The organism is Streptomyces sp. NPDC045026, assembly GCF_056432625.1.
Window position 1 is genome coordinate 667,132 of sequence record NZ_JBWKIS010000003.1, and the last position, 25,811, is coordinate 692,942.

A 25,811-nucleotide genomic window follows, 5' to 3' on the forward strand; every position below is an offset into this window, starting at 1 on the left:
GAGAGAGAATTTCAGGATCATGGCGAACTACACCGCCGCTGACGTCAAGAAGCTCCGCGAGCTCACGGGCGCCGGCATGATGGACTGCAAGAAGGCGCTCGACGAGGCCGACGGCAACGTCGACAAGGCCGTCGAGGCTCTGCGCATCAAGGGCCAGAAGGGCGTCGCCAAGCGCGAGGGCCGCTCCGCCGAGAACGGCGCTGTCGTCTCCCTCATCGCCGACGACAACACCTCTGGCGTCATCCTCGAGCTGAAGTGCGAGACGGACTTCGTCGCCAAGGGTGACAAGTTCCAGGCCGTCGCGAACTCCCTCGCCGCCCACGTCGCCAAGACGAACCCGGCCGACATCACGGCGCTCCTCGCGTCCGAGATCGAGCCCGGCAAGACCGTCCAGGCGTACGTCGACGAGGCCAACGCCAACCTCGGCGAGAAGATCGTCCTCGACCGCTTCGCGCAGTTCTCCGGCGCGTACGTCTCCGCGTACATGCACCGCACCATGCCCGACCTGCCCCCGCAGATCGGTGTTCTGGTCGAGCTGGACAAGGCCGACGCCGACCTCGCCAAGGGCATCGCGCAGCACATCGCCGCCTTCGCGCCGAAGTACCTCTCCCGTGAGGACGTCCCGGCCGAGGTCGTCGAGTCCGAGCGTCGCGTCGCCGAGGAGACCACGCGCGCCGAGGGCAAGCCCGAGGCCGCGCTCCCGAAGATCGTCGAGGGTCGCGTCAACGGCTTCTTCAAGGAGGCCACCCTCCTCGGCCAGCCGTACGCGCTGGACAACAAGAAGTCCGTGCAGAAGGTCCTGGACGAGGCCGGTGTCACCCTGAAGCGCTTCTCGCGCATCAAGGTCGGCATCTGAGTCCGTCCCGCGACCGCCGGAAGACACCGCCAGGGTCGACGAGATCCCAGTAGGGTCGACAGCAGTCTCCCGCGTACGCCGCCACGCGCGCGTCCGCGTCGGACGACCGCAGATGTGACGAGGAGGCCATTGCCGAGTATGGGATGCGAACAACACCCCACCGGCAATGGCCTTCTTTGTATGTGTGCCAAGTAAAGAGGCGAGATCACCATGACCACCACCAAGGCCGACAAAGGCGACAAGAGCGACGACGGCAAAGGCGCGGGGCGCTTTTTGCTGAAGCTGTCCGGCGAGGCGTTCGCCGGTGGCGGGGGTCTGGGCGTCGACCCCGACGTGGTGCACAAGATCGCCCGTGAGATCGCGGCCGTCGTGCGCGACGGCGCGCAGATCGCCGTCGTCATCGGCGGCGGCAACTTCTTCCGCGGCGCCGAACTCCAGCAGCGCGGCATGGACCGGGCCCGCTCCGACTACATGGGCATGCTCGGCACGGTCATGAACTGCCTCGCACTCCAGGACTTCCTGGAGAAGGAGGGCATCGACAGCCGCGTGCAGACCGCCATCACCATGGGGCAGGTCGCCGAGCCCTACATCCCGCTGCGCGCCGTGCGCCACCTGGAGAAGGGCCGCGTCGTCATCTTCGGCGCCGGTATGGGCATGCCGTACTTCTCCACCGACACGACCGCCGCCCAGCGCGCCCTGGAGATCGACGCCGAGGCGCTGCTCATGGGCAAGAACGGGGTGGACGGGGTCTACGACTCCGACCCGAAGACCAACCCCGAGGCCGTGAAGTTCGACGCGCTCAGCTACGGCGAGGTCATCACCCGCGACCTCAAGGTCGCCGACATGACCGCGATCACGCTGTGCCGCGACAACAAGCTGCCCATCCTCGTCTTCGAACTGCTCGCCGAGGGCAATATCGCGCGGGCGGTCAAGGGTGAGAAGATCGGCACGCTCGTGGGCGACCACGGAACGCGGGCCTGACACGACCCCCCGCCAGGGGATGGACAATGTCCTGCCGGTCGGACACCGTGCAGGAAAGACTCACGACGCAGCCGGCTGCCCTGGGCGCATGCCGGGCCTCACTCAAGACACGCAGGAGCAAGTGGTGATCGAAGAGACCCTCCTCGAGGCCGAGGAGAAGATGGAGAAGGCTGTCGTGGTCGCCAAGGAGGACTTCGCCGCGATCCGCACCGGCCGTGCGCACCCGGCGATGTTCAACAAGATCGTGGCGGACTACTACGGCGCGCTGACCCCGATCAACCAGCTGGCCTCGTTCTCGGTGCCCGAGCCGCGGATGGCCGTGGTGACCCCGTTCGACAAGAGCGCGCTGCGCAACATCGAGCAGGCGATCCGCGACTCCGACCTCGGCGTCAACCCGAGCAACGACGGCAACATCATCCGTGTGACGTTCCCGGAGCTGACCCAGGACCGCCGCAAGGAGTACATCAAGGTCGCCAAGACCAAGGCCGAGGACTCCAAGATCTCGATCCGCTCCATCCGCCGCAAGGCCAAGGAGACGATCGACAAGCTCGTCAAGGACGGCGAGGTCGGCGAGGACGAGGGCCGCCGCGCCGAGAAGGAGCTCGACGACACCACCGCGAAGTACGTCGCCCAGGTGGACGAGCTGCTCAAGCACAAGGAAGCCGAGCTGCTCGAGGTCTGAGGAATCCGTGAACGACTCTTCCTGGGGAGCGCCGACCGGAGCCGGGTACTGGGGGCCGCCCGACCAGGGGCCTTCCCAGGGGGCTTCCCCGGCGGGTCCCGCGTACGAACAGCATGCGGTTGAGGAGACTCGGCCCATGCCCATCGTGCCCGAAATGCCCGACGAACCCGCCGGTGGTCGTGACCAGGACGACGATCGGGGGGCTGCTCGGCCGAGCGGTCCCCTGTTCCGCGACGAGTCGCCGAGCGGGAGCCGGGACGAGCACTCCCACGGGTCGCATCACGAGCCGCCGCGCGAGAGCACTCGGCACGAAACCCAGCATCAGACGCACCGCCAGACGCAGCATCAGACGCCGTATGTGACGCCGCACGAGGCGCAGCACGAGAGCCGGCAGGAGCCCATGCCAAGCGCCGCACAGCCCGCCCCCGCACCGCCGAAGAAGAGCGCGGGCCGTGACCTCGGGGCAGCCATAGGAGTCGGGGTGGGGCTCGGAGCGGTGATCGTCGCGTCGCTCTTCATCGTCAAGGCCGTGTTCATCGGCGTGATCGCGGTGGCCGTCGTTGTCGGCCTCTGGGAGCTCACCTCGCGGCTGGAAGAGCGCAAGGGCATCAAGGCGCCGCTCGTCCCGCTCGCGGTCGGCGGCGCGGCGATGGTCGTCGCCGGATACGTCCGCGGCACCGAGGGCGCCTGGGTCGCGATGGCGCTCACCGCGCTCGCGGTTCTGGTCTGGCGCATGACGGAGCCCCCCGAGGGCTACCTCAGGGATGTCACGGCCGGAGTCTTCGCCGCGTTCTACGTCCCGTTCCTCGCGACGTTCGTGGCGCTCATGCTCACCGCGGACGACGGGCCGCAGCGCGTCCTGACGTTCCTGCTGCTGACGGTCGTCAGCGACACCGGCGCGTACGCGATCGGCTGGCGCTTCGGCAAGCACAAGCTCGCCCCGCGCATCAGCCCCGGCAAGACCCGCGAGGGCCTGGTCGGCGCGGTGACGTTCGCGATGGCCGCAGGCGCGCTGTGCATGCAGTTCCTGATCGAGGACGGGGTCTGGTGGCAGGGCCTGCTGCTGGGGCTCGCCGTCGCGGCCAGCGCCACCCTCGGCGACCTCGGCGAGTCGATGATCAAGCGCGACCTGGGGATCAAGGACATGGGCACGCTCCTCCCCGGACACGGAGGGATCATGGACCGCCTGGACTCGCTGCTGCCTACGGCGCCGGTGGTCTGGCTGCTTCTGGTGATCTTCGTCGGGGCCGGCTGACCGGGCCGCACATTCCGGCTGACCTGCGTGAATGCGGGTGACGGGCTCGTTGTCCACAGGGCGGCGGGCCCGTTGTCGTACGTCTGCGATACCGGAAGGGTCATGCCTGAGCCCGGAGAACTGATGCGGATCGACCCATGTCGATCCGAGCCACTGGCATCCTCCCCGGCCGGCCCCGCTTCAGTGGTGTTCAGTCCGTCAGGCCCTCGATGGCCACGGGAAGATGGCGCGGGCCGCGCAGTACGGCGTTGGCACGGTACGGCGGCGGGTCCTCCAGCAGCCGGGAGAACTTGACCCGGCGGAAGAGTTCGGGCACAGCCAAATGGAGTTCCATGCGGGCGAGAGGGGCGCCGAAGCAGTAGTGGATGCCGGTGTAGAAGCCCAGGTGCTCGTTGTCCTTGCGGTCGGGATCGAACCGGTCGGGGTCCTCGAAGCGCCGGGGATCACGGTTGGCCGCGGCCACCATGAGCCAGACCGGCGAGCCCTTAGGGATCGTGGTGCCGGCGATGTCGATGTCGGCCAGGGCGGTGGTCCACGGGACGAACTGGACCGGGGGCTCGTACCGCAGCACTTCCTCGACGATGGGGACTGCCAGTTCCGGGTCCTTCTGGAACCGCTCGAGGATGTCGGGGTGGCGCAGCAGGGTGAGGGTCGTATTGGTGATCGCGTTGACGGTGGTCTCGTGGCCGGCGACCAGGAGCAGCACCGCGGTGGCCTCCAGGTCTGCCGGTGTCATGTCGGGGGCGAGCGCGCTGAGGATCCCGGGGCCGGGGTGGCGGCGTTTGGTCTCGATCAGATCGCTCAGGTAGGCGCCCAGCTCCTGGCGTGCCCGCTGTGCCTTTTCCGGGCCGCCGTCGTCGCCGGACTGGGGATCGACTGACGACGCCAGGGCATCGGCCCAGGCGTGGAAGAGCGGTTCGTCCTCGCGCGGCACGCCCAGGACCTTGCAGATGGCGGTGACGGGAAGGGGGTAGGCAAAGTCCTCGACGATGTCGACCTGGTCCTTGTCCTCGAAGGCGTCGAGCAGCTCGGTGACGACGTTGGCCAGCTCTCCGCGCAGGCCGTCGAGGAATCTGGGGCTGTGCGGGGGACCGAACGGCCGGTTGATCGTGTCGCGCAGCCGGTCGTGCACGGGCGGGTCGGTGAAGATGAAGCTGGGCGGCAGGCCACTCTCCGCCGCCGGTTGCCCGGGGCGGTCATGGCCGGCTGGGCGGTTGCTCGTGTCGTTGCTCAGCCGCGGGTCGTTGGCCAGGCTCCGCACCTCGTAGTAGGTGCTGACCACGTAGGTGCCGTCGTCCTCCCGTCTGACCGGAGTCTTGCGCAGCTCCGCGTAGAGCGGGTACGGATCGGCCCGATTGGCGTAGTCGGTGATCTGAGCGACGATGCTGCCGGACGTCATGGTGACTCCTGAGGGCTCCGGTCGGTACAGGGCCGGTGATCAGGCATGCGACGGAACGAACGCGACACGCCGCTCGCTCGGCGAGTGACCCGTCAGCGTGACCGTGGCCCCATGGGTGGGCAGATGGGGGTCGGGGAAGGCCGGGTCGATCGGATGCAGCGTCTCGGTCCGGCGGTCGACCGCGCGGTACTCCGGCGGGAAGGGGGCGCCGGACGCGATCTGCTGCTCGTAGAACCCCAGCCACTTGGCTCCGTCGAAGGCGGCCGCGGCGATGACGCGGCCGCGGTACCCGTACACCGCGACGAACCGCTCCTCGGCGAGCGCCCCCTGGGCGACGACCAGCTGGTCGCCCAGCGTGGGCACACCCACCGACTTGATGTTGACACCGAACTGGGTGGACCAGAACATCGGCAGCCACAGGTGCGGGCGGCGATCCGGACCAGCACAGATCATGTTGTGGGCGGCGATCTCGGCCTGTTCGACCGCGTTGCCCCAATGCTCCAGCGCCAGGAACTGGTAGTCGAACAGCGGGTGAGGGCTGCGTGCGACATCGCCGGCGGCGTAGATGTCGTCGGTGACGATGCCGTTGACGTCGAACACCCGGCACCCGGCGTCGCACGCGATGCCCCTCGGACCCGCGGCCACTCCCGAGCCGGCGAGCCATTCCGTGTTCCGCATGGCCCCGAGCGAGACGACCGCCACCTCCACGTCGATCACCGCACCGTCCGACAGATGGGCGCGCTTGAGCCGTCCCACATCGTCGCCTTCGAGGGCGGTGACGCTGACCCCACAGCGCAGGTCGACTCCGTGCTTGCGCTGCAGCCGATCCGCGACCGCGCCGACGACTCCGCCGAGCGCGCCCACCAGCGGCGCCGGGCCGCGTTCGGCGACCGTGACCTCGAGGCCGAGTTCCCGGCAGGCGGAGGCGACCTCGGAGCCCGTGAAACCGGCGCCGATCACCAGCACCCGGGACGCACCTCCGGTCAGCTTCCGGAGCAGGCGGGCGGAGTCATCGCGGGTACGCAGCACGAACACCCCGTCCAGGGCGGCCTCTTCCGGGTGGAACCAAGGCCGCGCTCTGGTCCCGGTGGTGATCAGCAGGCGGTCGTAGGGGACGGTGTCGCCGTTGGTCAGGCGTACCTGCTTGGTGTCCCGGTCCAAGGCCTCGGCGGCGACTCCCAGACGCCACTCGGCGTCGATGTCCCGCCGCCGCGGAAGCGCGGTGTCCTCGGGCCGTGCCCGCCCGAGCAGCGCCTGCTTGGACAGCGGCGGCCGGTCGTAGGGCTCGTACGGCTCGTCGCCGATCATGGTCAGCGATCCGGTGAAGCCCTGTTCGCGCAAGGTCTCCGCCGCGCGCAGTCCGGCCAGCGAGGCACCGACCACGACAATGCGGCCCTCGCGCCGCAGGACCTCGACGTCCGTGTCAGCCGACATCGGGCTCAACCCGCTCTGTCGGCTCATCGGAGTAGTCGACGAGGATGGCCTGGACCGGGCAGGCGGCAGCAGCCTTCTCCACCCGGTCACGCTGTTCTTCGTCGAAGCGAGGGGAGAACAGCAGCGCCTCTTCCCCGTGCAGAGCGAAGACGTCCGGGGCGAGGAAAACGCACTGCGCGTACCCCTGGCACCGGTTGAGATCGACGACAAGCCTCATGGGAATCCGCTGCTCCCTGCACGGGCCGCGGTGGCCGAGCCCCGCAGCCGTCTGCGCTCGGTCCATATGGTCGGAAAACACGCCTCATCTTCAGGTTCAGCCCAGCGCCCAGGTCTCGCAAGGCGACGCGGCGCTCATCAGTTCTGCGACTTCTGACCTGCGCGTCATCCGTGATCCGGGCTTGATGCACGCCGGGTCCCGCGCCGCGGAGGGGAACGGGTCAAATGGGGTGAGTGCCGTCGGACGTCGGCTGAGCCGGTGGTCCCGCGAGCCGGCGCTCCGTGACGTCCCAAGACCGTCGGGCGCGGGTCACGGATTCTCCTCAGCCTGCTGGCGCAGGTCTGCGAGCTGCTCCCGAGGGACGTCCTGGACGAGGCGGCGGGACAGATCGATCAGACGCCGCCGCAGGCGTGTATTACTGCCGGTCGGCGCCTCGGCGAGGGCGTTGTAGGTGCGGATCCAGTCGCGCTGGACCTGCACGATGTCGCGGGAATGCTCGTTGTGCGGCATGCCTCCAGTAGAGCATGTGTTCGATTTTCGGTGCACGTCCAAACACACCCCACATGAGGGTCTGAAGCGTCCTCGTCCTGTGCCGTCGAATGTTGATCCTTGCCACCGAAGGCTGACGGTCACCGGAATCGCGCCATTGAAATCGAGTGGCAAGAGTTCCTGGTCGTCAGGGCCGGGGGCAGGCGACCGCACCGCCCGCCTCCGCCGGTGCGAGCCCAGCAAGGGCGGTGTAGACAGGAGTCATGCCGCAGCGCCTCGAAGGACTTCGACGGCCGGTGCGAGCGGGGCGGGCGTTGCTCGCCATCCCGATCGCATGGATTGTTGCGGTGTCCGTGGTCGACCTTCTTGCTCCGCCCGACATCCATCTGGGTCCGCTGCTCGTCGCGGCCCCGGCGATCACGCCGTTGTTCGGGGGGCCCTGGTCGGTTGGCCTGGTCTCTGCACTGGCGGTGATCGCGCAGACGATCATCGGGCTGGTGCGCGATCCCGACGAGATGCTCTCGTCCAACCACCAGGCACAGATCGTCGCCCTGGTGCTGGTCGGCACGAGCCTGGTGATCTTCTGTGTCTTCCGGGAGCGTCGCGCAAAGGTGCTGGCGCAAGTGCGGTACGTGTCCGAGGCAGCCCAGCGTGTGGTCCTGCCGCCGCTGCCCAAGGAGATCGGGTCGCTGCGCGTGGCCTCCCTCTACCTTGCAGCAGAGGCCGAGGCCCAGATCGGTGGGGATCTGTACGCGGCGGCGCGCACCACCTCCGGCACCCGGCTGATCGTCGGTGACGTGCGGGGCAAGGGGATGACCGCGGTCAATGACGCCGCCTTGCTGCTCGGAGCCTTCCGTGTCGCTGCCCACCGCCAGGCGAGCCTGGGCGAGCTGGTGAACTACCTCGACCGAAGCGTGTGCTGGGACCTGATGGAGCCGGGCGAGACGGGTTGCTACGGGGAGACGTTCATCACCGCCAACATCCTGGACATCCCCGATCGGGACGGCCGGGTCCAAATGATCGCCTGCGGGCACCCGCCGCCGGTCGTCCTGCGCAACGGCCGACCGACGACGATGGACGCCCTCTATCCCGCACCTCCGCTGGGCCTGGGCGAACTGACGTATCCGCAATACCGCGTCGACAGCTTCCAGCTCGAGCCGGGAGACCTCCTGCTGCTGTACACCGACGGCGTCACCGAGGCCCGCGACTCCACCGGCACCTTCTACCCGCTCGCCGAGCGCATCACGGGATGGACCGAGAACGACCCCGACGCCTTCCTCGGCCGCTTCCGGCGCGACCTGCTGCACCACGTCGGCGGACACCTGAACGACGACGCCGCCATGATCGCCATAGAGCGCACCGCCACGCCCCGGACCTGATCACCCAGCATTCTCCTGCACCACTCGACCTTCGATGGCAGGCACTCAAGGTTCGCCGTCACGCGAGCGACAGCCTTGAGGCGGCAATGGCCCGCATGCCCTGGGCGAGGGGCGGTCGGGCGCCCACCTGCAGAGATGTTGCCCGAGGCGGACAGGCGCCGGGCCGTCTGCGGGTCGTCAGGGGAGGGCCCACGACCACGCCCACGACCACCAGGGACGACCATTGACGCCCCCTCCCTCTCGTGAGCCCCAGGTCACATGATTCGATCTGCGACACTGGAAGGGTTATGCCTAAGCCCGGAGAACTCACTTTCGTCGCCCCGCGCGGAGCCAAGAAGCCGCCGCGGCACCTCGCCGACCTCTCGCCCGCCGAGCGGAAGGAGGCCGTCGCCGCGATCGGTGAGAAGCCGTTCCGCGCCAAGCAGCTGTCGCAGCACTACTTCTCGCGGTTCGCGCACGACCCCGCGGAGTGGACCGACATCCCCGCCGGCTCGCGCGGCAAGCTGCAGGAAGCGCTGCTTCCGGAGCTGATGTCGGTCGTCCGGCATCTGTCGACCGACCAGGACACCACCCGCAAGACCCTGTGGCGGCTCTTCGACGGCACGCTCGTCGAGTCCGTCCTGATGCGCTACCCGGACCGGGTCACCATGTGCATCAGCTCGCAGGCGGGCTGCGGAATGAACTGCCCGTTCTGCGCCACAGGACAGGCGGGCCTCGACCGGAACCTGTCGACGGGCGAGATCGTGCACCAGATCGTCGACGGCATGCGCGCCCTGCGCGACGGCGAGATCCCGGGCGGCCCGGCCCGCCTGAGCAACATCGTCTTCATGGGCATGGGCGAGCCCCTGGCCAACTACAAGCGGGTCGTCAGTGCCATCCGCGCGCTCACCGACCCCGAGCCGGACGGCGTCGGCCTCTCGCAGCGCGGGATCACCGTCTCGACCGTCGGTCTGGTCCCCGCCATGCACCGGCTCGCCGACGAGGGCCTCAAGTGCCGCCTCGCCGTCTCGCTGCACGCCCCCGACGACGAGCTGCGTGACACCCTCGTCCCGGTCAACACGCGCTGGAAGGTGCGTGAGGTCCTCGACGCGGCCTGGGAATACTCCGAGAAGTCGGGCCGCCGCATCTCCATCGAGTACGCGCTCATCCGGGACATCAACGACCAGGCGTGGCGTGGTGACCGGCTCGGCCGCCTGCTCAAGGGCAAGCGCGTCCACGTCAACCTGATCCCGCTGAACCCGACGCCGGGCTCGAAGTGGACGGCCTCGCGCCCCGAGGACGAGAAGGCCTTCGTCGAGGCCATCGCGGCCCACGGCGTCCCGGTCACCGTCCGCGACACCCGTGGCCAGGAGATCGACGGGGCGTGCGGTCAGCTCGCCGCCACCGAGCGGTAACCTGACTGGCGTACGTACATCTTCATATTCCGACAGGGGAGCGCCACAGCGCTGAGAGTGCGGCATCGGCCGCAGACCCTCTGAACCTTGCCCAGGTCATTCTGGGTAGGAAGTTCGGTCGCCACTCAAGCTGTTGCGCCCTGCCCGGGAATCGTCCGCGATCCCGGGCAGGGCCGCGTCTCTTCCTGGTCACCCAGGAGGGAACTTAAGTGAGCATCATCAAGGCCACGGCCGTCGCCGTGGCGGCCGGTCTCGGACTCGTCACGCTCTCCGCGTGCGGGGATTCCGGCTCCGGCAAGGACTCGGCGGACTCCAACACGGTCACCCTCGTCAGCCATGACTCGTGGGCCGTCTCCAAGGGCGTGCTCAAGGACTTCGAGAAGCGCTCCGGCTACAAGGTCACGGTCCTGAAGGACGGCGACGCGGGCGAGGCCGTCAACAAGGCCATCCTGTCCAAGGACAACCCGCAGGGCGACGTCCTCTTCGGCGTCGACAACACGCTCCTGTCGCGCGCCCTCGACAACGGTCTCTTCCAGCCGTACGAGGCCAAGGGCCTGGACCGCGTCCGTCCCGAGTACCAACTCGACCAGGACAAGCACCGGGTCACCCCCATCGACACCGGCAACATCTGCGTCAACTACGACAAGAACTACTTCGCCGACCACAAGCTGACGCCGCCCGCCTCGTTCGACGACCTCGCCAAGCCCGCATACAAGAACCTCCTGGTCACGGAGAACGTGTCGACGTCGTCGCCCGGTCTCGGCTTCCTGCTCGGCAGTGCCGCGCAGTACGGCGACGGGGGCTGGCAGGGCTACTGGAAGAAGCTCAAGGCCAACGGCGTGAAGGTCGTCGACAGCTGGGAGCAGGCCTACAACGAGGAGTTCTCGGGCTCCGCCGGTGGCAAGAAGGCGGGCGGTGACCGGCCGCTCGTCGTGTCGTACGCGTCGTCGCCGCCGGCCGAGGCGATCTACTCGGACCCGCAGCCGAAGACGGCCCCGACCGGGGTCGCGACCGGCACCTGCTTCCGCCAGACCGAGTTCGCCGGCCTGCTGAGCCACGCCAGGAACGAGAAGGGCGGCAGGGCGCTGCTCGACTTCCTGATCGCGAAGGAGTTCCAGCAGGACATGCCGCTGAACATGTTCGTGGACCCGGTGACGAAGGACGCGGCCCTGCCCGCCGACTACGCGAAGTACGACGTCGTGGTCGACAACCCGAAGACCATGGCCCCGAAGAAGATCGCCGACAACCGTGACGCCTGGGTCAAGTCGTGGACCTCACTCGTACTGAAGTAGAGCCTCGGAGGCGGTCCTCCCGGGGCTCCCGGGGCAGCGGGAGCGCGGCGCGGCTCGGCCTGATGGCCGTGCCCGTCGCGTTCTTCGCGATCTTCTTCGCCTATCCGGTCGCGGCCATCGTCTCCCGCGGCCTGAAGGCGGGCGGGCACTGGCAGTTCGGGCGGATCGCCGACGTGCTGGGGCAGTCCGACATCCGGCACGTCCTGTGGTTCACGACCTGGCAGGCGCTCGCGTCGACGCTGCTCACGCTCCTGATCGCGCTCCCCGGCGCATACGTCTTCGCGCGCTTCGAGTTCAGGGGCAAGCAGGTCCTGAGGGCCGCCGTCACCGTGCCGTTCGTGCTGCCGACCGTCGTCGTCGGCACGGCGTTCCTGGCGCTGGTCGGCCGCGGCGGGCTGCTCGACAGCCTGTGGGGCGTACGCCTCGACACCACGGTGTGGGCGATCCTGCTCGCCCACGTCTTCTTCAACTACGCCGTCGTCGTCCGCACCGTCGGCGGACTGTGGTCGCAGCTCGACCCGCGGCAGGAGGAGGCCGCCCGGATGCTGGGCGCCTCACGCTGGACGGCCTGGCGGCAGGTGACGCTGCCCGCGCTCGGCCCCGCCGTGGCGGCCGCCGCGCTGATGGTCTTCCTCTTCACGTTCACCTCGTTCGGCGTGGTCCAGATCCTCGGCGGGCCGACGTTCTCCACGCTTGAAGTGGAGATCTACCGGCAGACCGCGCAGATCTTCGACCTCTCCACGGCGGCCGTCCTCACGATCGTGCAGTTCGCCGCCGTCGGGGTCATCCTCGCCGTGCACGCCTGGAGCGTGCGCCGGCGGGAGAGCGCGCTGCGCCTCGTCGACGCGGCGCACACCGCCCGGCGCCCGCGCGGCGCGGGCCAATGGGCGCTGCTCGCCGGAGTGGTCGCCACGGTCGCGGTGCTGATCCTGCTGCCGCTCGGCGTGCTGATCCAGCGATCCTTCCAGGGCGCGGGCGGGTCCGACGGCTTCGGACTCACGTACTACAAGGCACTTACCTCGTCCGACAGCGGCGTGTTCCTGGTGCCCCCGATCGAGGCGATCGGGAACTCCCTCACGTACGCCCTCGCCGCGACCGCCATCGCGGTCGTGATCGGTGGACTGGCCGCCGCCGCCCTGACGAGGAAGGCGGGCCGTCTCGTACGGGGATTCGACGCGCTCCTCATGCTGCCGCTCGGCGTCTCGGCCGTCACCGTCGGCTTCGGATTCCTGATCACCCTGGACAAGCCGCCCCTCGACCTGCGCGGCACCTGGATCCTGGTGCCGCTGGCCCAGGCCCTCGTCGGGGTGCCCTTCGTCGTCCGCACCATGCTGCCGGTCCTGCGCGCGGTCGACGGGCGGCTGCGCGAGGCCGCCGCCGTCCTCGGCGCCTCGCCGCTGCGGGCCTGGCGCGAGGTCGATCTGCCGATGGTGCGCAGGGCGCTGCTGATCGCGGCCGGGTTCGCGTTCGCCGTGTCGCTCGGCGAGTTCGGGGCGACCGTGTTCATCGCCCGCCCGGACCACCCCACTCTGCCGGTCGCCGTGGCGCGGCTCCTCGGCCGCGCCGGTGACCTCAACTACGGCCAGGCGATGGCCCTTTCGACGATTCTCATGGTGGTGTGCGCGGTGTCTCTGCTCCTGCTCGAACGCATCCGCACGGACCGTACGACGGGGGAGTTCTGATGGCCCTGCTGACTCTGGACGATGCGACCGTGCGGTTCGGTGGCCCGTCCAGGACCGCGCATGCGGCGCTCGACCGGGTCGGCCTGGAGGTCGCCGAGCACGAGATCGTGTGCGTGCTCGGCCCCAGCGGCAGCGGCAAGTCGACGCTGCTGCGGGTCGTGGCCGGACTTCAGGGGCTCGACGGGGGTCGCGTGTTCCTCGACGGCCGCGACCAGGCGGGTGTGCCCGCGCACCGGCGGGGCGTCGGCCTCATGTTCCAGGACCACCAGCTGTTCCCGCAGCGCGACGTGGGCGCGAACGTCGCCTTCGGGCTGCGGATGCACGGCGCCCACCGCTCCGAACAGCAGCTCCGCGTACGGGAGTTGCTGGAGCTCGTCGGGCTGCCCGGGGCCGAACGGCGCGCCGTCGCCTCACTGTCCGGCGGCGAGCAGCAGCGTGTCGCCCTCGCCAGGGCGCTCGCTCCGCGCCCCCGCCTGCTCATGCTCGACGAGCCGCTCGGCCAGCTCGACCGCTCGCTGCGGGAGCGTCTGGTCGTCGAACTCCGGCAACTCTTCGGAGAGTTGGGCACGACCGTGCTCGCGGTGACGCACGACCAGGGTGAGGCCTTCGCGCTCGCCGACCGCGTCGTGGTGATGCGCGACGGGCGGATCGCCCAGTCCGGTACGCCACTTGAGGTGTGGCAGCACCCGGCCGACGAGTTCGTGGCGCGCTTCCTCGGCTTCGACAACGTGGTCGAGGCCACGGTCGCCGGTGAGGCAGCGGACACGCCGTGGGGCAAGGTCCCCGTCCCCGCGGGCTCCCCGCAGGGCCCGGTCCGGATCCTGGTCAGGCCCGCCGGCGTACGCCTCGTACCCGCCGCACAGGCCCAGCTGACGTGCACCGTCACCGCGCACACCTTCCGCGGCACGCATGTCGCCGTACACCTCCAGGCCACACAGGCGCCCCGCCTCGAAGCGGCCTGCGCGCTGCGGGACGCGCCGGAGCCGGGGGACGAGGTCGGGGTGGCCTTCGACGCGGGCGAAATCGTGGTGCTGGACGGGCAGTGCGCCGCATAGGGTCCGCCGTATGACGACGGACACCGCGGCATCCGGACAGCTCACCCATGACCGCTACTGCGACGAAATCGTGGCGCAGAGCGCCCTGTTGGCCGGGCATCTCGCCGGGGCCGACCTCACGGCCACCGTGCCGACCTGCCCCGACTGGACCCTGCGCGACCTCGTCGTACACCTCGGCGGCGCGCATCGCTGGGCCGGGACGATCGTACGGACCGGCGCCACGGAGCCGGTCCGCGAAGGGAAGGTGCCGGGCTCCGGCGGCCCGGAGAGCGATGACCCGGACGCGCTCGTGGCCTGGCTCATGGAAGGCGCCGAGCTGACCGCGCGGACGCTGCGCGCCGCGGGCCCCGACACCCCCGTATGGACCTGGTCCTGGCAGCACACCACCGGTTTCTGGGCGCGCCGCATGACGCACGAGACGGTGATCCACCGGGCGGACGCGGCGCTCACGGCGAAGAGCGCGTACGAGGTGGCGCCCGAGCTCGCAGCCGACGCGATCGACGAGTGGCTGCAGATCGTCGCCCACGCCCAGCGGTCCGACCCGTCCGACAGCGCGGCCGAGCTGCGCGGTGCCGGACGCAGCCTGCACCTCCACGCCACCGATGCGCGGCCCGAGCTGAACGCCGAATGGCTCGTCGAGCTGGGCGAGGACGGCTTCACATGGCGCCGCGGCCACGAGAAGGCGACCGTGGCCCTGCGGGGGCCGCTGACCGAGGTGCTGCTCGCCTTCTACCGGCGCGCGCCCCTCGACAGTGCGGGTGTGGAGGTCCTGGGCGAGCGGGAGCTGCTCGACTTCTGGCTGGAGCGCGCGACGTTCGGGTAGCCGAACCCGGCTCAGTCCCGGCCCCGCTCGGCTCAGTTCAGCTCGCCTCGCCTCAGTTCAGCTTCGCGAGCGCGTCCGCCGCTTCCTCCACCGTGTCCACCAGCGCGATCCGCGCGTCCATCGAGCGTTCGCGGGCAAGGGCCGTGAGCAGGGGCCAGGCCGGCAGGCGCTCCGTCCAGTGGGCGCGGCCGACGAGGACCATGGGGGTGGGCCCGCCGCGCGACTCGTAGTAGTTCGGCGTCGCGTTGTCGAATATCTCCTGGACGGTGCCGGCCGCGCCCGGCAGGAAGACCACGCCGGCGTTCGAGCGGGCCAGCAGGCCGTCCTCGCGGGTGGCGTTCGCGAAGTATTTCGCGATGTGCCCGGCGAAGGCGTTCGGCGGCTCATGGCCGTAGAACCAGGTGGGGATGCCGACAGAGTCGCCGCCGTCCGGCCAGCGCGAGCGCACCTCGAAGGCGGCCGACGCCCACGCCGTGACAGACGGGGTGAACGAGGGCGCGGCGGCGAGGAGTTGGAGCGCCTCGGTCAGCATGCCGTCGTCGAACCGTGCCGCGTACGCGCCCAGGTTCGCCGCCTCCATCGCGCCGGGACCGCCACCCGTGGCGACCGTGACCCCGGACCGCGCCAGCGTCCGGCCGAGCCGCGCCGCGCCCGCGTACCCCTCCGTGCCGCGGGCCATCGCGTGACCGCCCATGACCCCCACCACCCGTGTGCCGGCGAGGAGTTCGTCCAGGGCGTCGGAGATCGAGTCGTCGTGCACGGCCCGCAGCATCGACGCGAAGATGTCGTGATCGGCCTTGGTCCGCTGGAACCAGTCGTACGCGCGGGCGTCGGGTGTCGACTCGTATCCGCCCTGAGCGAGACCCGCGAACAGCTCGGCGGGGGTGTAGAGATGGCCCCGGTACGGGTCGAAGGGGAGGCCGGGGACCGGCGGGAAGACCAGGGCGCCGGTGGCACGGATCCGGGCCGCGGCGTCGGGCCCCATCGGACAGCCGAGGAAGACGGCGCCCTCGGCGTCCAGGGTGAGCAGCTCGTCCGTACGCTCCGTCAGGTCGACGGCCTGTACGCGGCGCCCGGCGAGGGAGCCGTGCGCGGCCACGATCTCGTCGAACTCGTCGAGCGTCTCGATCTCACGGCCGGAGTCCGTATGCGGGATCGCGGGCCTGCGCGGGGCGGGTTCAGGGGTCTGCACCCGCCCATGCTAGGGCGTGTCCCTGTGCCGCTGAAGATCAGCCCTGGACGGCCGCCGGGTCCATCCACACGATCTCCCAGGTGTGGCCGTCCGGGTCGTCGAAGGCGCGGCCGTACATGAAACCGTGGTCCTGCTTCTCGCCGGTCTCCGTGCCGCCCGCGGCGATCGCCCTGTCGACGAGCTCGTCCACCTTCTCGCGGCTCTCGGCGCTCAGACACAGCAGCACCTCGGTGCTCTTGGTCGAGTCGATGATCGTCTTCTTCGTGAAGGCGGCGTACTTCTCCTTGGTGAGCAGCATGACCACGATGTGCTCGCTGATCACCACGGAGGCGGCGGTCTCGTCGGAGAACTGCGGGTTGATCGAGTACCCGAGCTCGGTGAAGAACTTCTTCGACGCGTCGAGGTCGTTCACGGCGAGGTTCGTGAAGATCATCTGCTGGTACATGGCGGGTCCGTCTCTTTCGCTCGCTGGTGCCGGTGTGGCGTCGCTGGGCCGTACGCAGAGTTAGACGTGCGGTCCGCCCGTAACTCATCGGCCATCGCGAACTTCCTTCGATCTCTTTGCGGGGCTCGCGAACTCTTTCCGGGGCTCGCGAAGCGGGCGTGCGGGCCCCGCTCAGCCGGCGAGCGGGAGCGCCGCCAGTTCCGCGACGACCCACGTCAGCGGCACGAACACGGCGAGTAGTGCTGCCGCTCGCAGCCCGGCCGCGCCGCGCAGCAGCCCCGCGGGTGCGCCCAGCCGGAGCAGGGCGGCCGTCATGTCGGAGCGGGCGTGCTTGGCCTCGATCGCGGCGGCCAGGAGTGTGGCGACCGCACAGCCCATGACGAGGACGGCGCCGAGCGTGGACAGCGGGCCGAGGTCGGGTTGCCGCCCCGACCAGAGGGTGAGCCCCGCGTACGCGCCGGAGGCCACGGCGCAGACCACGCCCAGGGGGCGGCCGATGCGGCGGGCCTCCTCCTGGAGCACCCGGCCCGCCAGGAGCCGCGCCGCCCCGGGCCGCACCGACTGCAGTGCCCGGCCGCACTGGTACGTGAGCCCGGGACCCGCGAGCGCGAGGCCGAGTGCCGTCAGCGTCCAGCCGGCCAGCACGCCTGCCGGGCTGCCGCCGAGCCCGCCCGGCATGGGGAACCCCGCGGTGCCGTGCGCGCGGGACGCGTACGTCTCCACGGCGAGGCCCGCGGCCAGCAGCGCGACGCCCCAGGGCAGGCCGGTCGGCGCGGGGACCGGCGCGGCGGGATCGCGCGGGTCCGGCTGCGGCTCGCCGGCCTTGGCGGCGCGCGGGCGCAGCACGATGGCGGAGGCGCCGGACGCGGCGAGCGGGACCAGGGTGAGCAGGGTCAGGGTGGCGGCCAGGGGCAGGGGCCGGTCGGCGGCGAGCAGGCTGCTCGCCGCGCCGTCGAAGGGCAGCCCGGAGAGGTCGCCGCGCAGGACGAGGAAGAACAGCAGGGCCAGCATCGAGCCGAGCGTGCAGGCGACGGCGGTGGAGATCGCCGAGATGAGGGTGAGGCGCGCGGGGCCGAGGCCGACCGCGGACAGGCCGGGACGCGGCCGGGTGCCCGGGTCGGTGCGGGCGACGGCGACGGCGAGGTGGACGGTCGCGGCGAGCGGCACCACGCACCAGACGAGGCGCAGTACGGATCCGGTGGAGGCGTCGGGGTGACCCAGCGCGTAGCCGAGCGTGCACAGCAGGAGGAATCCGGTGCCCGCCGAGGCGGTCGCGACCAGGAGTCTGCGGAGCTGGACGACGGGTCGGCCGCCGCGGGCTAGACGGAGAGCGAGCACGCGGCCCGGCCTTCCGTGTCGCTGCCGCCGGGCACCCCGGGCAGATGGACCGTGTTCACGCGGCGCCCGTCGAGGAGCGACATCGAGCGGTCGGCCAGGGCGGCGACCTCGGAGTCGTGCGTGGCGAGGACGACGGTGATGCCGTGCGAGCGGGCCGCGGCCATCAGGGTGCGCAGGACGTGGGCGCGGTCCGCGCGGTGCAGGGGCGCGGTGGGTTCGTCGGCGAAGAGCACCGTCGGCGCGGTGACCAGGGCGCGGGCGATGGCGACGCGCTGGCGCTCCGACTGGACTAGGGCGTGCGGACGCTTGCGCGCGCACATGCCGATGTCGAGGCGCTCCAGCCACTCCAGGGCGGAGGCCTTGGCGGCGCGGCGGCTGCCGCCGCGCATCATCAGGGCGAGCGCCGTGTTCTCCCAGGCGTTCAGCTCGGGCACGAGGTGCGGCTCGGGGTCGATCCAGGCGAAGCGGTCGCGGCGCAGCCGTTCCCTGACGAGCGGGCCCATGGTGTGCACGGGGGTGCTGTTGAACCAGACCTCGCCCTGCTGGGGCAGGAGCTGGCCGGAGAGGCACTGCAGGAGCGTCGTCTTGCCGCTGCCGCGCGGTCCTGTGACGGCGAGGATCTCGCTCTCGCGGACACCGAGCGAGACGCCGGTGAGCGCGGGCGAGCCGTTGTGGGAGAAGTGCAGGGCGCGTGCCCAGAGCACGTCGTTGTCCGGCGGGGCCACCATGGCGAACACCTCGTTCAGAGACTTCAGATCAGAAATGCCGTAAGACGAGCCGTCCCCCTTACGGGGGAACGAAGGCAGGGCCGATCGGTCACTGGGCACGCTAGGTATTCGCCGACGCGCGTCGGGAAATGACGCGGCCCGGCCGCCCCCATCTCACTCGGATGGGCGCAGCCGGGCCGCGGGAGCCGTCAGGCTCAGATCTTGCTCCAGGCCTCCGTGAGGACCTGGCGGATGATGCCCTCTATCTCGTCGAAGGTGGACTGGTCCGAGATCAGCGGCGGCGACAGCTGGATGACCGGGTCACCACGGTCGTCGGCGCGGCAGTACAGGCCGTACTCGTAGAGCTTCTTGGACACGAAGCCGTAGAGCACGCGCTCCGACTCCTCGTCCGTGAAGGACTCCTTGGTGACCTTGTCCTTGACGAGCTCGATGCCGTAGAAGAAGCCGTTGCCGCGGACGTCGCCGACGATCGGCAGGTCGTGCAGCTTCTGCAGCGTCTTGAGGAAGCTGGCCTCGTTGTCGAGCACGTGCTGGTTGAGACCCTCGCGCTCGAACAGGTCGAGGTTGGCGAGCGCCACAGCCGAGGAGACCGGGTGGCCACCGAAGGTGTAGCCGTGCAGGAAGGTGTTGTCACCCTTGTAGAACGGCGCGGCGATCCGGTCGGAGACGATGGTCGCACCGATCGGGGAGTAGCCCGAGGTCATGCCCTTGGCGCAGGTGATGATGTCCGGGATGTAGTCGAACTTGTCACACGCGAACATCGTGCCGAGGCGGCCGAAGGCGCAGATGACCTCGTCCGAGACGAGCAGCACGTCGTACTTGTCGCAGATCTCGCGCACGCGCTGGAAGTAGCCGGGCGGCGGCGGGAAGCAGCCACCGGCGTTCTGCACGGGCTCGAGGAAGACCGCGGCGACGGTCTCGGCACCCTCGAAGAGGATCTCCTGCTCGATCTGGTCGGCGGCCCAGCGGCCGAAGGCCTCGGGGTCGTCGCCGTGGATCGGGGCGCGGTAGATGTTGGTGTTCGGGACCTTGTGCGCGCCCGGCACCAGCGGCTCGAACGGGGCCTTCAGGCCCGGCAGGCCGGTGATGGACAACGCGCCCTGCGGGGTGCCGTGGTAGGCCACCGCGCGGGAGATCACCTTGTACTTGGTGTGGTTGCCGTTCAGCTTGTGGTACTGCTTCGCAAGCTTCCAGGCGGTCTCGACGGCTTCGCCACCACCGGTGGAGAAGAAGACCTTGTTGAGGTCACCCGGGGCGTAGTGGGCGAGGCGCTCGGCCAGCTCCACTGCCTTCGGGTGGGCGTACGACCACACGGGGAAGAAGGCCAGCTCGGTCGCCTGCTTGGCGGCGACCTCGGCGAGCTCCCTGCGTCCGTGGCCGGCCTGCACGACGAACAGGCCCGAGAGCCCGTCGAGGTACTTCTTGCCCTTGTCGTCGTAGATGTAGGTGCCCTCGCCACGCACGATGGTGGGAACGGGCGCGTTCTCGTACGACGACATGCGGGTGAAGTGCATCCACAGGTGGTCGTACGCGGTTCGGCTGAGGTCCTTGCTCACGGCTATCGGGTTCCCCACATATAGGTCTGCTTCTTGAGCTTGAGGTAGACGAAGCTCTCGGTGGAGCGCACGCCGGGAAGGGCCCGGATGCGTTTGTTGATGACGTCCAGGAGTTGGTCGTCGTCCTCACACACGACCTCCGCGAGGAGGTCGAACGAGCCCGCGGTCATGACCACGTACTCGACTTCCGGCATGGCAGTCAGCGCTTCGGCGACGGGATCGAGGTCACCCTCCGCGTTGATGCCGACCATCGCCTGCCGGCGGAATCCCACGGTGAGCGGGTCCGTGACGGCGACGATCTGCATCACGCCCTGGTCGAGCAGCTTCTGGACGCGCTGTCGCACGGCCGCTTCGGAGAGGCCGACGGCCTTGCCGATGGCGGCGTACGGCCTACGGCCGTCTTCCTGGAGCTGTTCGATGATGGCGAGGGAAACGGCGTCCAGCGGCGGGGTGCCGCTGCCGTTCCTCAATCCCTTTGGGTCTGCGCTACGACTGGCCACGTCCCCCACCATGCACGAGGAGTCGACAGTTTCGCAAGCCTCGAGCGATGAAATTCGTTGTTTGAGGGCTCGAACTTCACGGATTTCGCAGATCTGGCGGGTCAGGGGGGTGTGAAAGCGTGGGACTACGGATTAGGGTGGTATCTCATCCAATGGACATCCGACCAGGAGGGCCGCCTCAGTGACCAGCGAGCTGCGTCGTCTGCGCAATTACATCGACGGTGAGTTCCGGGACGCCGCCGACGGACGGACCACCGAGGTGGTCAACCCGGCCAACGGCGAGGTGTACGCGACCGCCCCGCTGTCCGGCGACGCCGATGTGGACGCCGCCATGGCCGCCGCCGAGGCCGCGTTCCCGGCCTGGCGCGACCTCACCCCCAGCGAGCGCCAGAAGGCTCTCCTCAAGATCGCGGACGCGTTCGAGGAGCGGGCCGAGGAGCTCATCGCCGCCGAGGTCGAGAACACCGGCAAGCCGACCGGCCTGACCCGGTCCGAGGAAGTCCCGCCCATGGTCGACCAGATCCGCTTCTTCGCGGGTGCGGCGCGCATGCTCGAGGGCCGCTCGGCCGGCGAGTACATGGAGGGCCTGACCTCGATCATCCGTCGCGAGCCCATCGGCGTCTGCGCCCAGGTCGCGCCGTGGAACTACCCGATGATGATGGCCGTGTGGAAGTTCGCCCCGGCGCTCGCCGCGGGCAACACCGTCGTCCTGAAGCCGTCGGACACCACCCCGGCCTCCACGGTTCTCATCGCCGAGATCATCGGCTCCATCGTCCCCAAGGGCGTCTTCAACGTCATCTGCGGTGACCGCGAGACCGGCCGCGCGATGGTCGAGCACAAGACCCCGGCGATGGCCTCCATCACCGGCTCCGTGCGCGCGGGCATCTCGGTCGCCGAGTCCGCCGCCAAGGACGTCAAGCGCGTCCACCTGGAGCTCGGTGGCAAGGCCCCGGTCGTCGTCTTCGAGGACACCGACATCGCCAAGGCCGTCGAGGACATCTCGGTGGCGGGCTTCTTCAACGCGGGCCAGGACTGCACCGCCGCCACCCGCGTCCTCGTCCAGGAGTCCATCCACGACGAGTTCGTCCAGGCCCTCGCCAAGGCGGCGGCCGACACCAAGACCGGCCAGCCGGACGACGAGGACGTGCTCTACGGGCCCCTCAACAACCCGAACCAGCTCGCCCAGGTCACCGGCTTCATCGAGCGCCTCCCGGCGCACGCCAAGGTCGAGGCCGGCGGCCACCGCGTCGGCGACAAGGGCTACTTCTACGCCCCGACCGTCGTCTCGGGCCTCAAGCAGGACGACGAGATCATCCAGAACGAGGTCTTCGGCCCGGTCATCACCGTCCAGTCCTTCGCGGACGAGGCGCAGGCCGTCGAGTGGGCGAACGGCGTGGAGTACGCGCTCGCCTCCTCGGTCTGGACGAAGGACCACGCGCGCGCGATGCGCATGGCCAAGATCCTCGACTTCGGCTGTGTGTGGATCAACACCCACATCCCGCTGGTCGCCGAGATGCCCCACGGCGGCTTCAAGAAGTCCGGCTACGGCAAGGACCTGTCGGCGTACGGCTTCGACGACTACACGCGCATCAAGCACGTCATGACGTCGATCGAGGGCTGAGCACCGGCACCGATCCGCTCCACCCGCCCCCGCGTGGCTCCGGCCGCGCGGGGGCGGGCGCGTGTCCGGGGCGGGTTCCGCGCGGCCGGCGCCAGGTGATCGACAGTGTGTCGGCTCTCACCCCGTCGGCTTGACGCAGCGTCCATTGTCCGGCCCGGCTGGGCACGTGCATCCTGCACGGGTGCGAGCGACCCCGAGGAACCCCAAGCCGTCCCTGTCCCGCCGTTCCCTGATACGCGCCCTGGGCGGAGGTGCCACGGCCGCGGCGGTCGGCGCGCTCGCCTCCGGGTGCGGGGTGCCCGCCGCCTACGTCGCGCCGGGGGAGCGGGCCGCGACCGACCGGTCCGGCAGCGACAAGCGGCTCGTCTTCGCCAACTGGCCGCTCTACGTGGATGTCGACGACGACGATCCGTCGAAGCGGCCCACCCTCGACGGGTTCTCGAAGCGGACCGGGATCGGCATCAAGTACACCGAAGAGATCAACGACAACGACGAGTTCTTCGGCAAGATCAGCCCGTCCCTGATGAACCACCAGTCGACGGGCCGCGACCTGATCGTCATCAGCGACTGGATGTGCGCCCGCTTCGTGAAGCTCGGCTGGGTCCAGGAGATGGACCGCGCACAGCAGCCGCACGTCACCAAGTACCTCGACCCGCTGCTGCGTTCACCGCACTTCGACCCCGGGCGCAAGTACACCGTGCCCTGGCAGTCGGGCATCACCGGCATCGCGTACAACAAGCGCAGGGCCGGGCGGGAGATCAAGCACGTGTCCGATCTGTGGGCCGACGACCTCAAGGGCCGGGTGACCCTGCTGTCCGGACTCGACGAGTCGTTCGCGCTGCTCATGCAGGGCAACGGCGTCGACATCACCAAGTGGACCGCCGACGACTTCCACCGCGTGTGCGACCAGGTCGAGAAGCTCGTCAAGAGCCATCACATCCGCCGCTTCACCGGCAACGACTACATCAAGGACCTCTCCAGCGGCGACGTCATCGCCTGCCAGGCCTACAGCGGTGACGTCATCCAGCTCCAGGCAGACGACCCCGACATCGAGTTCGTCGTGCCCGAGGAGGGCGGCGAGCTGTGGGCCGAGTCGCTGATGATCCCCAACCTCGCCGACCACAAGCGCAACGCCGAGAAACTCATCGACTACTACTACGAGCCGGCGGTCGCCGCCGAACTGGCCGCGTGGGTCAACTACGTGTGCCCCGTGCCGGCCGCCCGCGAGATCCTCGCCGACTCCAAGGACAAGGACACCGCGGCCCTCGCCGAGGACCCGCTGATCTTCCCCGACGACACGATGCGCGGCAGGCTCGCGATCGCCCGCGACATCACGTCGAAGGAGCGCCCGGAATTCGCCAAGCGGTGGAACGCGATCGCGGGACTGTGAGAGGCGCTGTGACGTGCCCCTCGGGCACCTCTGTCCCGGTCGGTTGCGTCCCCGTCGGTTCTGTCCCGGTCAGTTCCACAGCGGCGTGGTCATCACCGGCCGGAACGCAGCCGGGTGGCTGTCCGGGTAGGTGAGCGTGATGCGGCTGTAGTGCTGGCGGTCCTGGTGCTTGGTCCAGGACTGCGGCTGGTCGAGGCGGACCGTGACCCGGTACGAGCGGAACTTGCCCGCGGCGCAGTACGGCTTGCAGTCGTTCACCCAGCTCGTGCCCGTGGCCACCGCCGTCTTCGGGCCCCACTGCGACCACTTGAGTGAGGTGAGGCGGCTGTTGCCGTCCCCGCACGCGAGCAGGAAGTCGCTGGGGCGCACCTGTGCCTGCCAGGTGCAGTCGACGATCACGGGGGCATCGGTCCGCTGCGGCGACGCCGCGGTGGAGGCGGAGGCCGGTGCCATGGCTGCTGCAAGGGACGCGGCGGCACAGAGTGTGAGCGCCGTCCTCAGTGTGTTACTCCGCAAAGTATGCTCCCGGCCGATCGGGGGGCTCAGGGCCCCGTGGTGCTCGTACCGACGCTAAAGCCGCTCAGTGAGATGCGCCACTCGAACGGGCTAACACCGCCCGTACGGGCTGGTCGGCTCTTGATCGCCGCCAGGATGACGCGCTCGGCGACGGGGTTCATCGAGTCGCCCTTGGCGTCCGTCGCGCCGACGGAGTAGACCACGGTCCGTGACAGGTCGCGGGTCGCGGCGATCCCGGTCGTGTATCCGTACCGGGATCCGGACTTCCCCCAGTACACCGCTCCGCCGGCCTCGAGGCGCTGCAGGCCCGCGCTCATGGTCGCGCCCGGCACGTCCGACGGAACCGTGAACATCTCCTTCAGCTGGGGCGCGGGTACGAGGCGGCCGCCGAAAAGCGCCCGCAGCAGCCGCTCCAGGTCCGCCGTCGTGGAGATCATGTCGCCGGCCGCCCACCGGTCGGACTGGTTCCACTCGGTCACGTCGACGAACCGGCCGCCGTCCAGTTGGTAGCCGCGGTTGTGCGGGCCGTGGATCACGGGGTCGGCGCCGGGGAACGACGTGCTGCGCATCCCGGCGGGACGCAGGACGCGCCGGGTGGCCTCGTCCGCGTACGTGTGGTGCGTGACCTTCTCGATCAGCATGCCGAGAATCGTGTAGTTGATGTTGAGGTACTGCTGCCGCTCGCCCGGGTCGAACGACGGTCCCTTCGCGAGCGCCGAGGCCACGACGGCCTGCGGGGTGAGGGTGTCGAAGCGGTGCGCGTACGCGTCCTCGAAACCGTCACCGAAGCCGTCGCCGGCCGGGATGCCGCTGGTGTGGTTCAGCAACTGGCGTACGGATATGGGCCGGAAGCCCTTCCCCCTGAACAGTTCCGGCAGGTAGCGCTGCACCGGCGCGTCCAGGTCCACCCTGCGCTCGGCGGCGAGCTGGAGCACGACCGCCGCCGTGACGACCTTCGTCGTCGAGCCCGCGCGGAACCGGCCGCCGTCGAGCGCGGCACGGCCCGAGGCCAGATCGCGCACGCCGGAACTGCCGCGCCACGTGCCGTCCGTGCCGCCGACGCGCACGAGCGCGGCCGTCGCGTCCGCGTTCGGCAGGCCGGAGATCGCCTCGCGCAGCGCCGGCCCGTCCGGGCGGTCCGCCGTGGCCGATGTCCGGGCGGGCGCGTTCGCCAGGGCCGGTCCGGCGAGCGGGCCCGCGGCGAGGCCGAGGACGAGGGCGGAGGCGAGGACGGTACGGCGGGTGCGTGAAGGCATGCGGCGCTCCGGGTCAGGTGAGGCGGTCCTGGGGACACGACCATCCTGCGGGGGCCCGGAGAGGTCCGGATCGTCGGCGAGGAGGGTGCCTTCCCTGGGGTCGGACCAGGGTCAACGGGCTCCGGAGCAGAGGGAGTTGTCGGGGATGGCCCCTAGGGCCCAGGGCGCGTATCGGGTCGTGATCGGTCACCCGCGCCCGCGCGGCGGCGTTGCCGCAGGTAGGCAGGCGGCGGCGGGGGCTGTCAGAGGGCGGGGAGTCGGTCGACGAGCAGTTTGACTCTTGGTTCGGTGTCTTCTGGTGGTAGTCGTCGTGCGCGGGTGAGGGTTGCGA

Annotated in this window: 24 protein-coding genes and 1 pseudogene; 12 read left to right on the forward strand and 13 right to left on the reverse strand. The window is 69.9% G+C overall.

Annotation, left to right across the window (positions count from 1 at the left end):
* The first annotated feature begins 19 nt into the window (after positions 1 to 19).
* From tsf to AC07EJ_RS10415, 4 genes are all read left to right on the forward strand, one after another.
* Positions 20 to 856: a translation elongation factor Ts gene (gene tsf, locus AC07EJ_RS10400; RefSeq protein ID WP_389488855.1), complete on the forward strand. Its 837-nt coding sequence runs from the start codon at positions 20 to 22 to the stop codon at positions 854 to 856.
* 210 nt (positions 857 to 1,066) lie between these two features.
* A complete protein-coding gene (pyrH, locus tag AC07EJ_RS10405; protein WP_100595086.1) occupies positions 1,067 to 1,837 on the forward strand; it encodes a UMP kinase in 771 nt (256 codons plus the stop codon).
* Between the two features lie 124 nt (positions 1,838 to 1,961).
* Positions 1,962 to 2,519, forward strand: coding sequence for a ribosome recycling factor (frr, locus tag AC07EJ_RS10410; RefSeq protein WP_093780078.1), 558 nt, complete (start codon positions 1,962 to 1,964; stop codon positions 2,517 to 2,519).
* Between the two features lie 7 nt (positions 2,520 to 2,526).
* Positions 2,527 to 3,774 carry a phosphatidate cytidylyltransferase gene (locus AC07EJ_RS10415; protein ID WP_389488852.1) on the forward strand — a complete coding sequence of 416 codons (1,248 nt, stop codon included), beginning with the start codon at positions 2,527 to 2,529 and terminating at the stop codon, positions 3,772 to 3,774.
* 190 nt (positions 3,775 to 3,964) lie between these two features.
* Here the strand turns inward: AC07EJ_RS10415 and AC07EJ_RS10420 are convergent, their stop codons facing one another.
* The 4 genes from AC07EJ_RS10420 to AC07EJ_RS10435 form a co-directional block, all read right to left on the reverse strand.
* The gene (locus tag AC07EJ_RS10420) at positions 3,965 to 5,173 is read right to left on the reverse strand and encodes a cytochrome P450 (protein ID WP_393586705.1); all 1,209 of its coding nucleotides are present in this window, start codon (positions 5,171 to 5,173) and stop codon (positions 3,965 to 3,967) included.
* 39 nt (positions 5,174 to 5,212) lie between these two features.
* On the reverse strand, positions 5,213 to 6,607 hold the full coding sequence (locus tag AC07EJ_RS10425) for an NAD(P)/FAD-dependent oxidoreductase (protein WP_478884047.1): 1,395 nt from the start codon (positions 6,605 to 6,607) through the stop codon (positions 5,213 to 5,215).
* A complete protein-coding gene (locus AC07EJ_RS10430) occupies positions 6,597 to 6,824 on the reverse strand; it encodes a ferredoxin (protein WP_389488848.1) in 228 nt (75 codons plus the stop codon). The genes AC07EJ_RS10425 and AC07EJ_RS10430 overlap by 11 nt, the downstream gene beginning before the upstream one ends.
* Positions 6,825 to 7,133: 309 nt before the next feature.
* Positions 7,134 to 7,334 carry a hypothetical protein gene (locus tag AC07EJ_RS10435; protein WP_389488846.1) on the reverse strand — a complete coding sequence of 67 codons (201 nt, stop codon included), beginning with the start codon at positions 7,332 to 7,334 and terminating at the stop codon, positions 7,134 to 7,136.
* A 242-nt stretch (positions 7,335 to 7,576) separates the two neighbouring features.
* On the opposite strand from AC07EJ_RS10435, the gene AC07EJ_RS10440 reads away from it, so the two are divergent.
* The 6 genes from AC07EJ_RS10440 to AC07EJ_RS10465 all read left to right on the forward strand — a co-directional run bounded on the left by AC07EJ_RS10440 (position 7,577) and on the right by AC07EJ_RS10465 (position 14,938).
* A complete protein-coding gene (locus AC07EJ_RS10440) occupies positions 7,577 to 8,692 on the forward strand; it encodes a PP2C family protein-serine/threonine phosphatase (RefSeq protein WP_389488844.1) in 1,116 nt (371 codons plus the stop codon).
* Positions 8,693 to 8,979: 287 nt separating this feature from the next.
* The gene (gene rlmN, locus AC07EJ_RS10445; protein WP_389488842.1) at positions 8,980 to 10,086 is read left to right on the forward strand and encodes a dual-specificity RNA methyltransferase RlmN; all 1,107 of its coding nucleotides are present in this window, start codon (positions 8,980 to 8,982) and stop codon (positions 10,084 to 10,086) included.
* 215 nt (positions 10,087 to 10,301) lie between these two features.
* Complete coding sequence (locus AC07EJ_RS10450) at positions 10,302 to 11,378, forward strand: thiamine ABC transporter substrate-binding protein (protein ID WP_389488901.1); 1,077 nt, start codon at positions 10,302 to 10,304, stop codon at positions 11,376 to 11,378.
* Between the two features lie 62 nt (positions 11,379 to 11,440).
* The gene (locus AC07EJ_RS10455) at positions 11,441 to 13,060 is read left to right on the forward strand and encodes an ABC transporter permease (protein ID WP_389488841.1); all 1,620 of its coding nucleotides are present in this window, start codon (positions 11,441 to 11,443) and stop codon (positions 13,058 to 13,060) included.
* A complete protein-coding gene (locus AC07EJ_RS10460; protein ID WP_478884048.1) occupies positions 13,060 to 14,115 on the forward strand; it encodes an ABC transporter ATP-binding protein in 1,056 nt (351 codons plus the stop codon). Before AC07EJ_RS10455 ends, AC07EJ_RS10460 begins: the two co-directional genes overlap by 1 nt.
* Before the next feature lie 10 nt (positions 14,116 to 14,125).
* Positions 14,126 to 14,938 carry a maleylpyruvate isomerase family mycothiol-dependent enzyme gene (locus tag AC07EJ_RS10465; protein ID WP_389488836.1) on the forward strand — a complete coding sequence of 271 codons (813 nt, stop codon included), beginning with the start codon at positions 14,126 to 14,128 and terminating at the stop codon, positions 14,936 to 14,938.
* A 52-nt stretch (positions 14,939 to 14,990) separates the two neighbouring features.
* Here AC07EJ_RS10465 and AC07EJ_RS10470 read toward each other — a convergent pair whose 3' ends face one another.
* From AC07EJ_RS10470 to AC07EJ_RS10495, 6 genes are all read right to left on the reverse strand, one after another.
* Complete coding sequence (locus AC07EJ_RS10470) at positions 14,991 to 16,130, reverse strand: LOG family protein (RefSeq protein WP_393586714.1); 1,140 nt, start codon at positions 16,128 to 16,130, stop codon at positions 14,991 to 14,993.
* A gap of 37 nt (positions 16,131 to 16,167) precedes the next feature.
* Positions 16,168 to 16,575, reverse strand: a complete 408-nt coding sequence (locus AC07EJ_RS10475) for a VOC family protein (protein WP_389488833.1) — start codon at positions 16,573 to 16,575, stop codon at positions 16,168 to 16,170.
* Between the two features lie 171 nt (positions 16,576 to 16,746).
* On the reverse strand, positions 16,747 to 17,913 hold the full coding sequence (locus AC07EJ_RS10480; protein ID WP_389488831.1) for a hypothetical protein: 1,167 nt from the start codon (positions 17,911 to 17,913) through the stop codon (positions 16,747 to 16,749).
* Entirely contained in the window at positions 17,895 to 18,641 is a 747-nt protein-coding gene (locus AC07EJ_RS10485; protein ID WP_478884049.1) for an ABC transporter ATP-binding protein, read from the reverse strand. The genes AC07EJ_RS10480 and AC07EJ_RS10485 overlap by 19 nt, the downstream gene beginning before the upstream one ends.
* A gap of 194 nt (positions 18,642 to 18,835) precedes the next feature.
* The gene (locus AC07EJ_RS10490) at positions 18,836 to 20,215 is read right to left on the reverse strand and encodes an aspartate aminotransferase family protein (protein ID WP_389488825.1); all 1,380 of its coding nucleotides are present in this window, start codon (positions 20,213 to 20,215) and stop codon (positions 18,836 to 18,838) included.
* Complete coding sequence (locus AC07EJ_RS10495) at positions 20,200 to 20,697, reverse strand: Lrp/AsnC family transcriptional regulator (protein ID WP_362908698.1); 498 nt, start codon at positions 20,695 to 20,697, stop codon at positions 20,200 to 20,202. The genes AC07EJ_RS10490 and AC07EJ_RS10495 overlap by 16 nt, the downstream gene beginning before the upstream one ends.
* A gap of 181 nt (positions 20,698 to 20,878) precedes the next feature.
* Between AC07EJ_RS10495 and AC07EJ_RS10500 the strand changes: the two genes are divergently transcribed.
* Both AC07EJ_RS10500 and AC07EJ_RS10505 read left to right on the forward strand, forming a co-directional pair.
* Positions 20,879 to 22,318 (forward strand): gamma-aminobutyraldehyde dehydrogenase, encoded by a 1,440-nt coding sequence (locus tag AC07EJ_RS10500; RefSeq protein WP_383882560.1) that lies wholly within the window; start codon positions 20,879 to 20,881, stop codon positions 22,316 to 22,318.
* A 181-nt stretch (positions 22,319 to 22,499) separates the two neighbouring features.
* Positions 22,500 to 23,708, forward strand: a complete 1,209-nt coding sequence (locus AC07EJ_RS10505; protein WP_389488823.1) for a polyamine ABC transporter substrate-binding protein — start codon at positions 22,500 to 22,502, stop codon at positions 23,706 to 23,708.
* A gap of 69 nt (positions 23,709 to 23,777) precedes the next feature.
* Here the strand turns inward: AC07EJ_RS10505 and AC07EJ_RS10510 are convergent, their stop codons facing one another.
* The 3 genes and pseudogenes from AC07EJ_RS10510 to AC07EJ_RS10520 form a co-directional block, all read right to left on the reverse strand.
* A complete protein-coding gene (locus AC07EJ_RS10510; protein WP_389488822.1) occupies positions 23,778 to 24,161 on the reverse strand; it encodes a hypothetical protein in 384 nt (127 codons plus the stop codon).
* An 89-nt stretch (positions 24,162 to 24,250) separates the two neighbouring features.
* Positions 24,251 to 25,480 (reverse strand): serine hydrolase domain-containing protein, encoded by a 1,230-nt coding sequence (locus tag AC07EJ_RS10515; RefSeq protein ID WP_389488820.1) that lies wholly within the window; start codon positions 25,478 to 25,480, stop codon positions 24,251 to 24,253.
* Positions 25,481 to 25,722: 242 nt separating this feature from the next.
* Positions 25,723 to 25,811, reverse strand: a pseudogene (locus AC07EJ_RS10520) (TetR family transcriptional regulator); the annotation flags it as partial.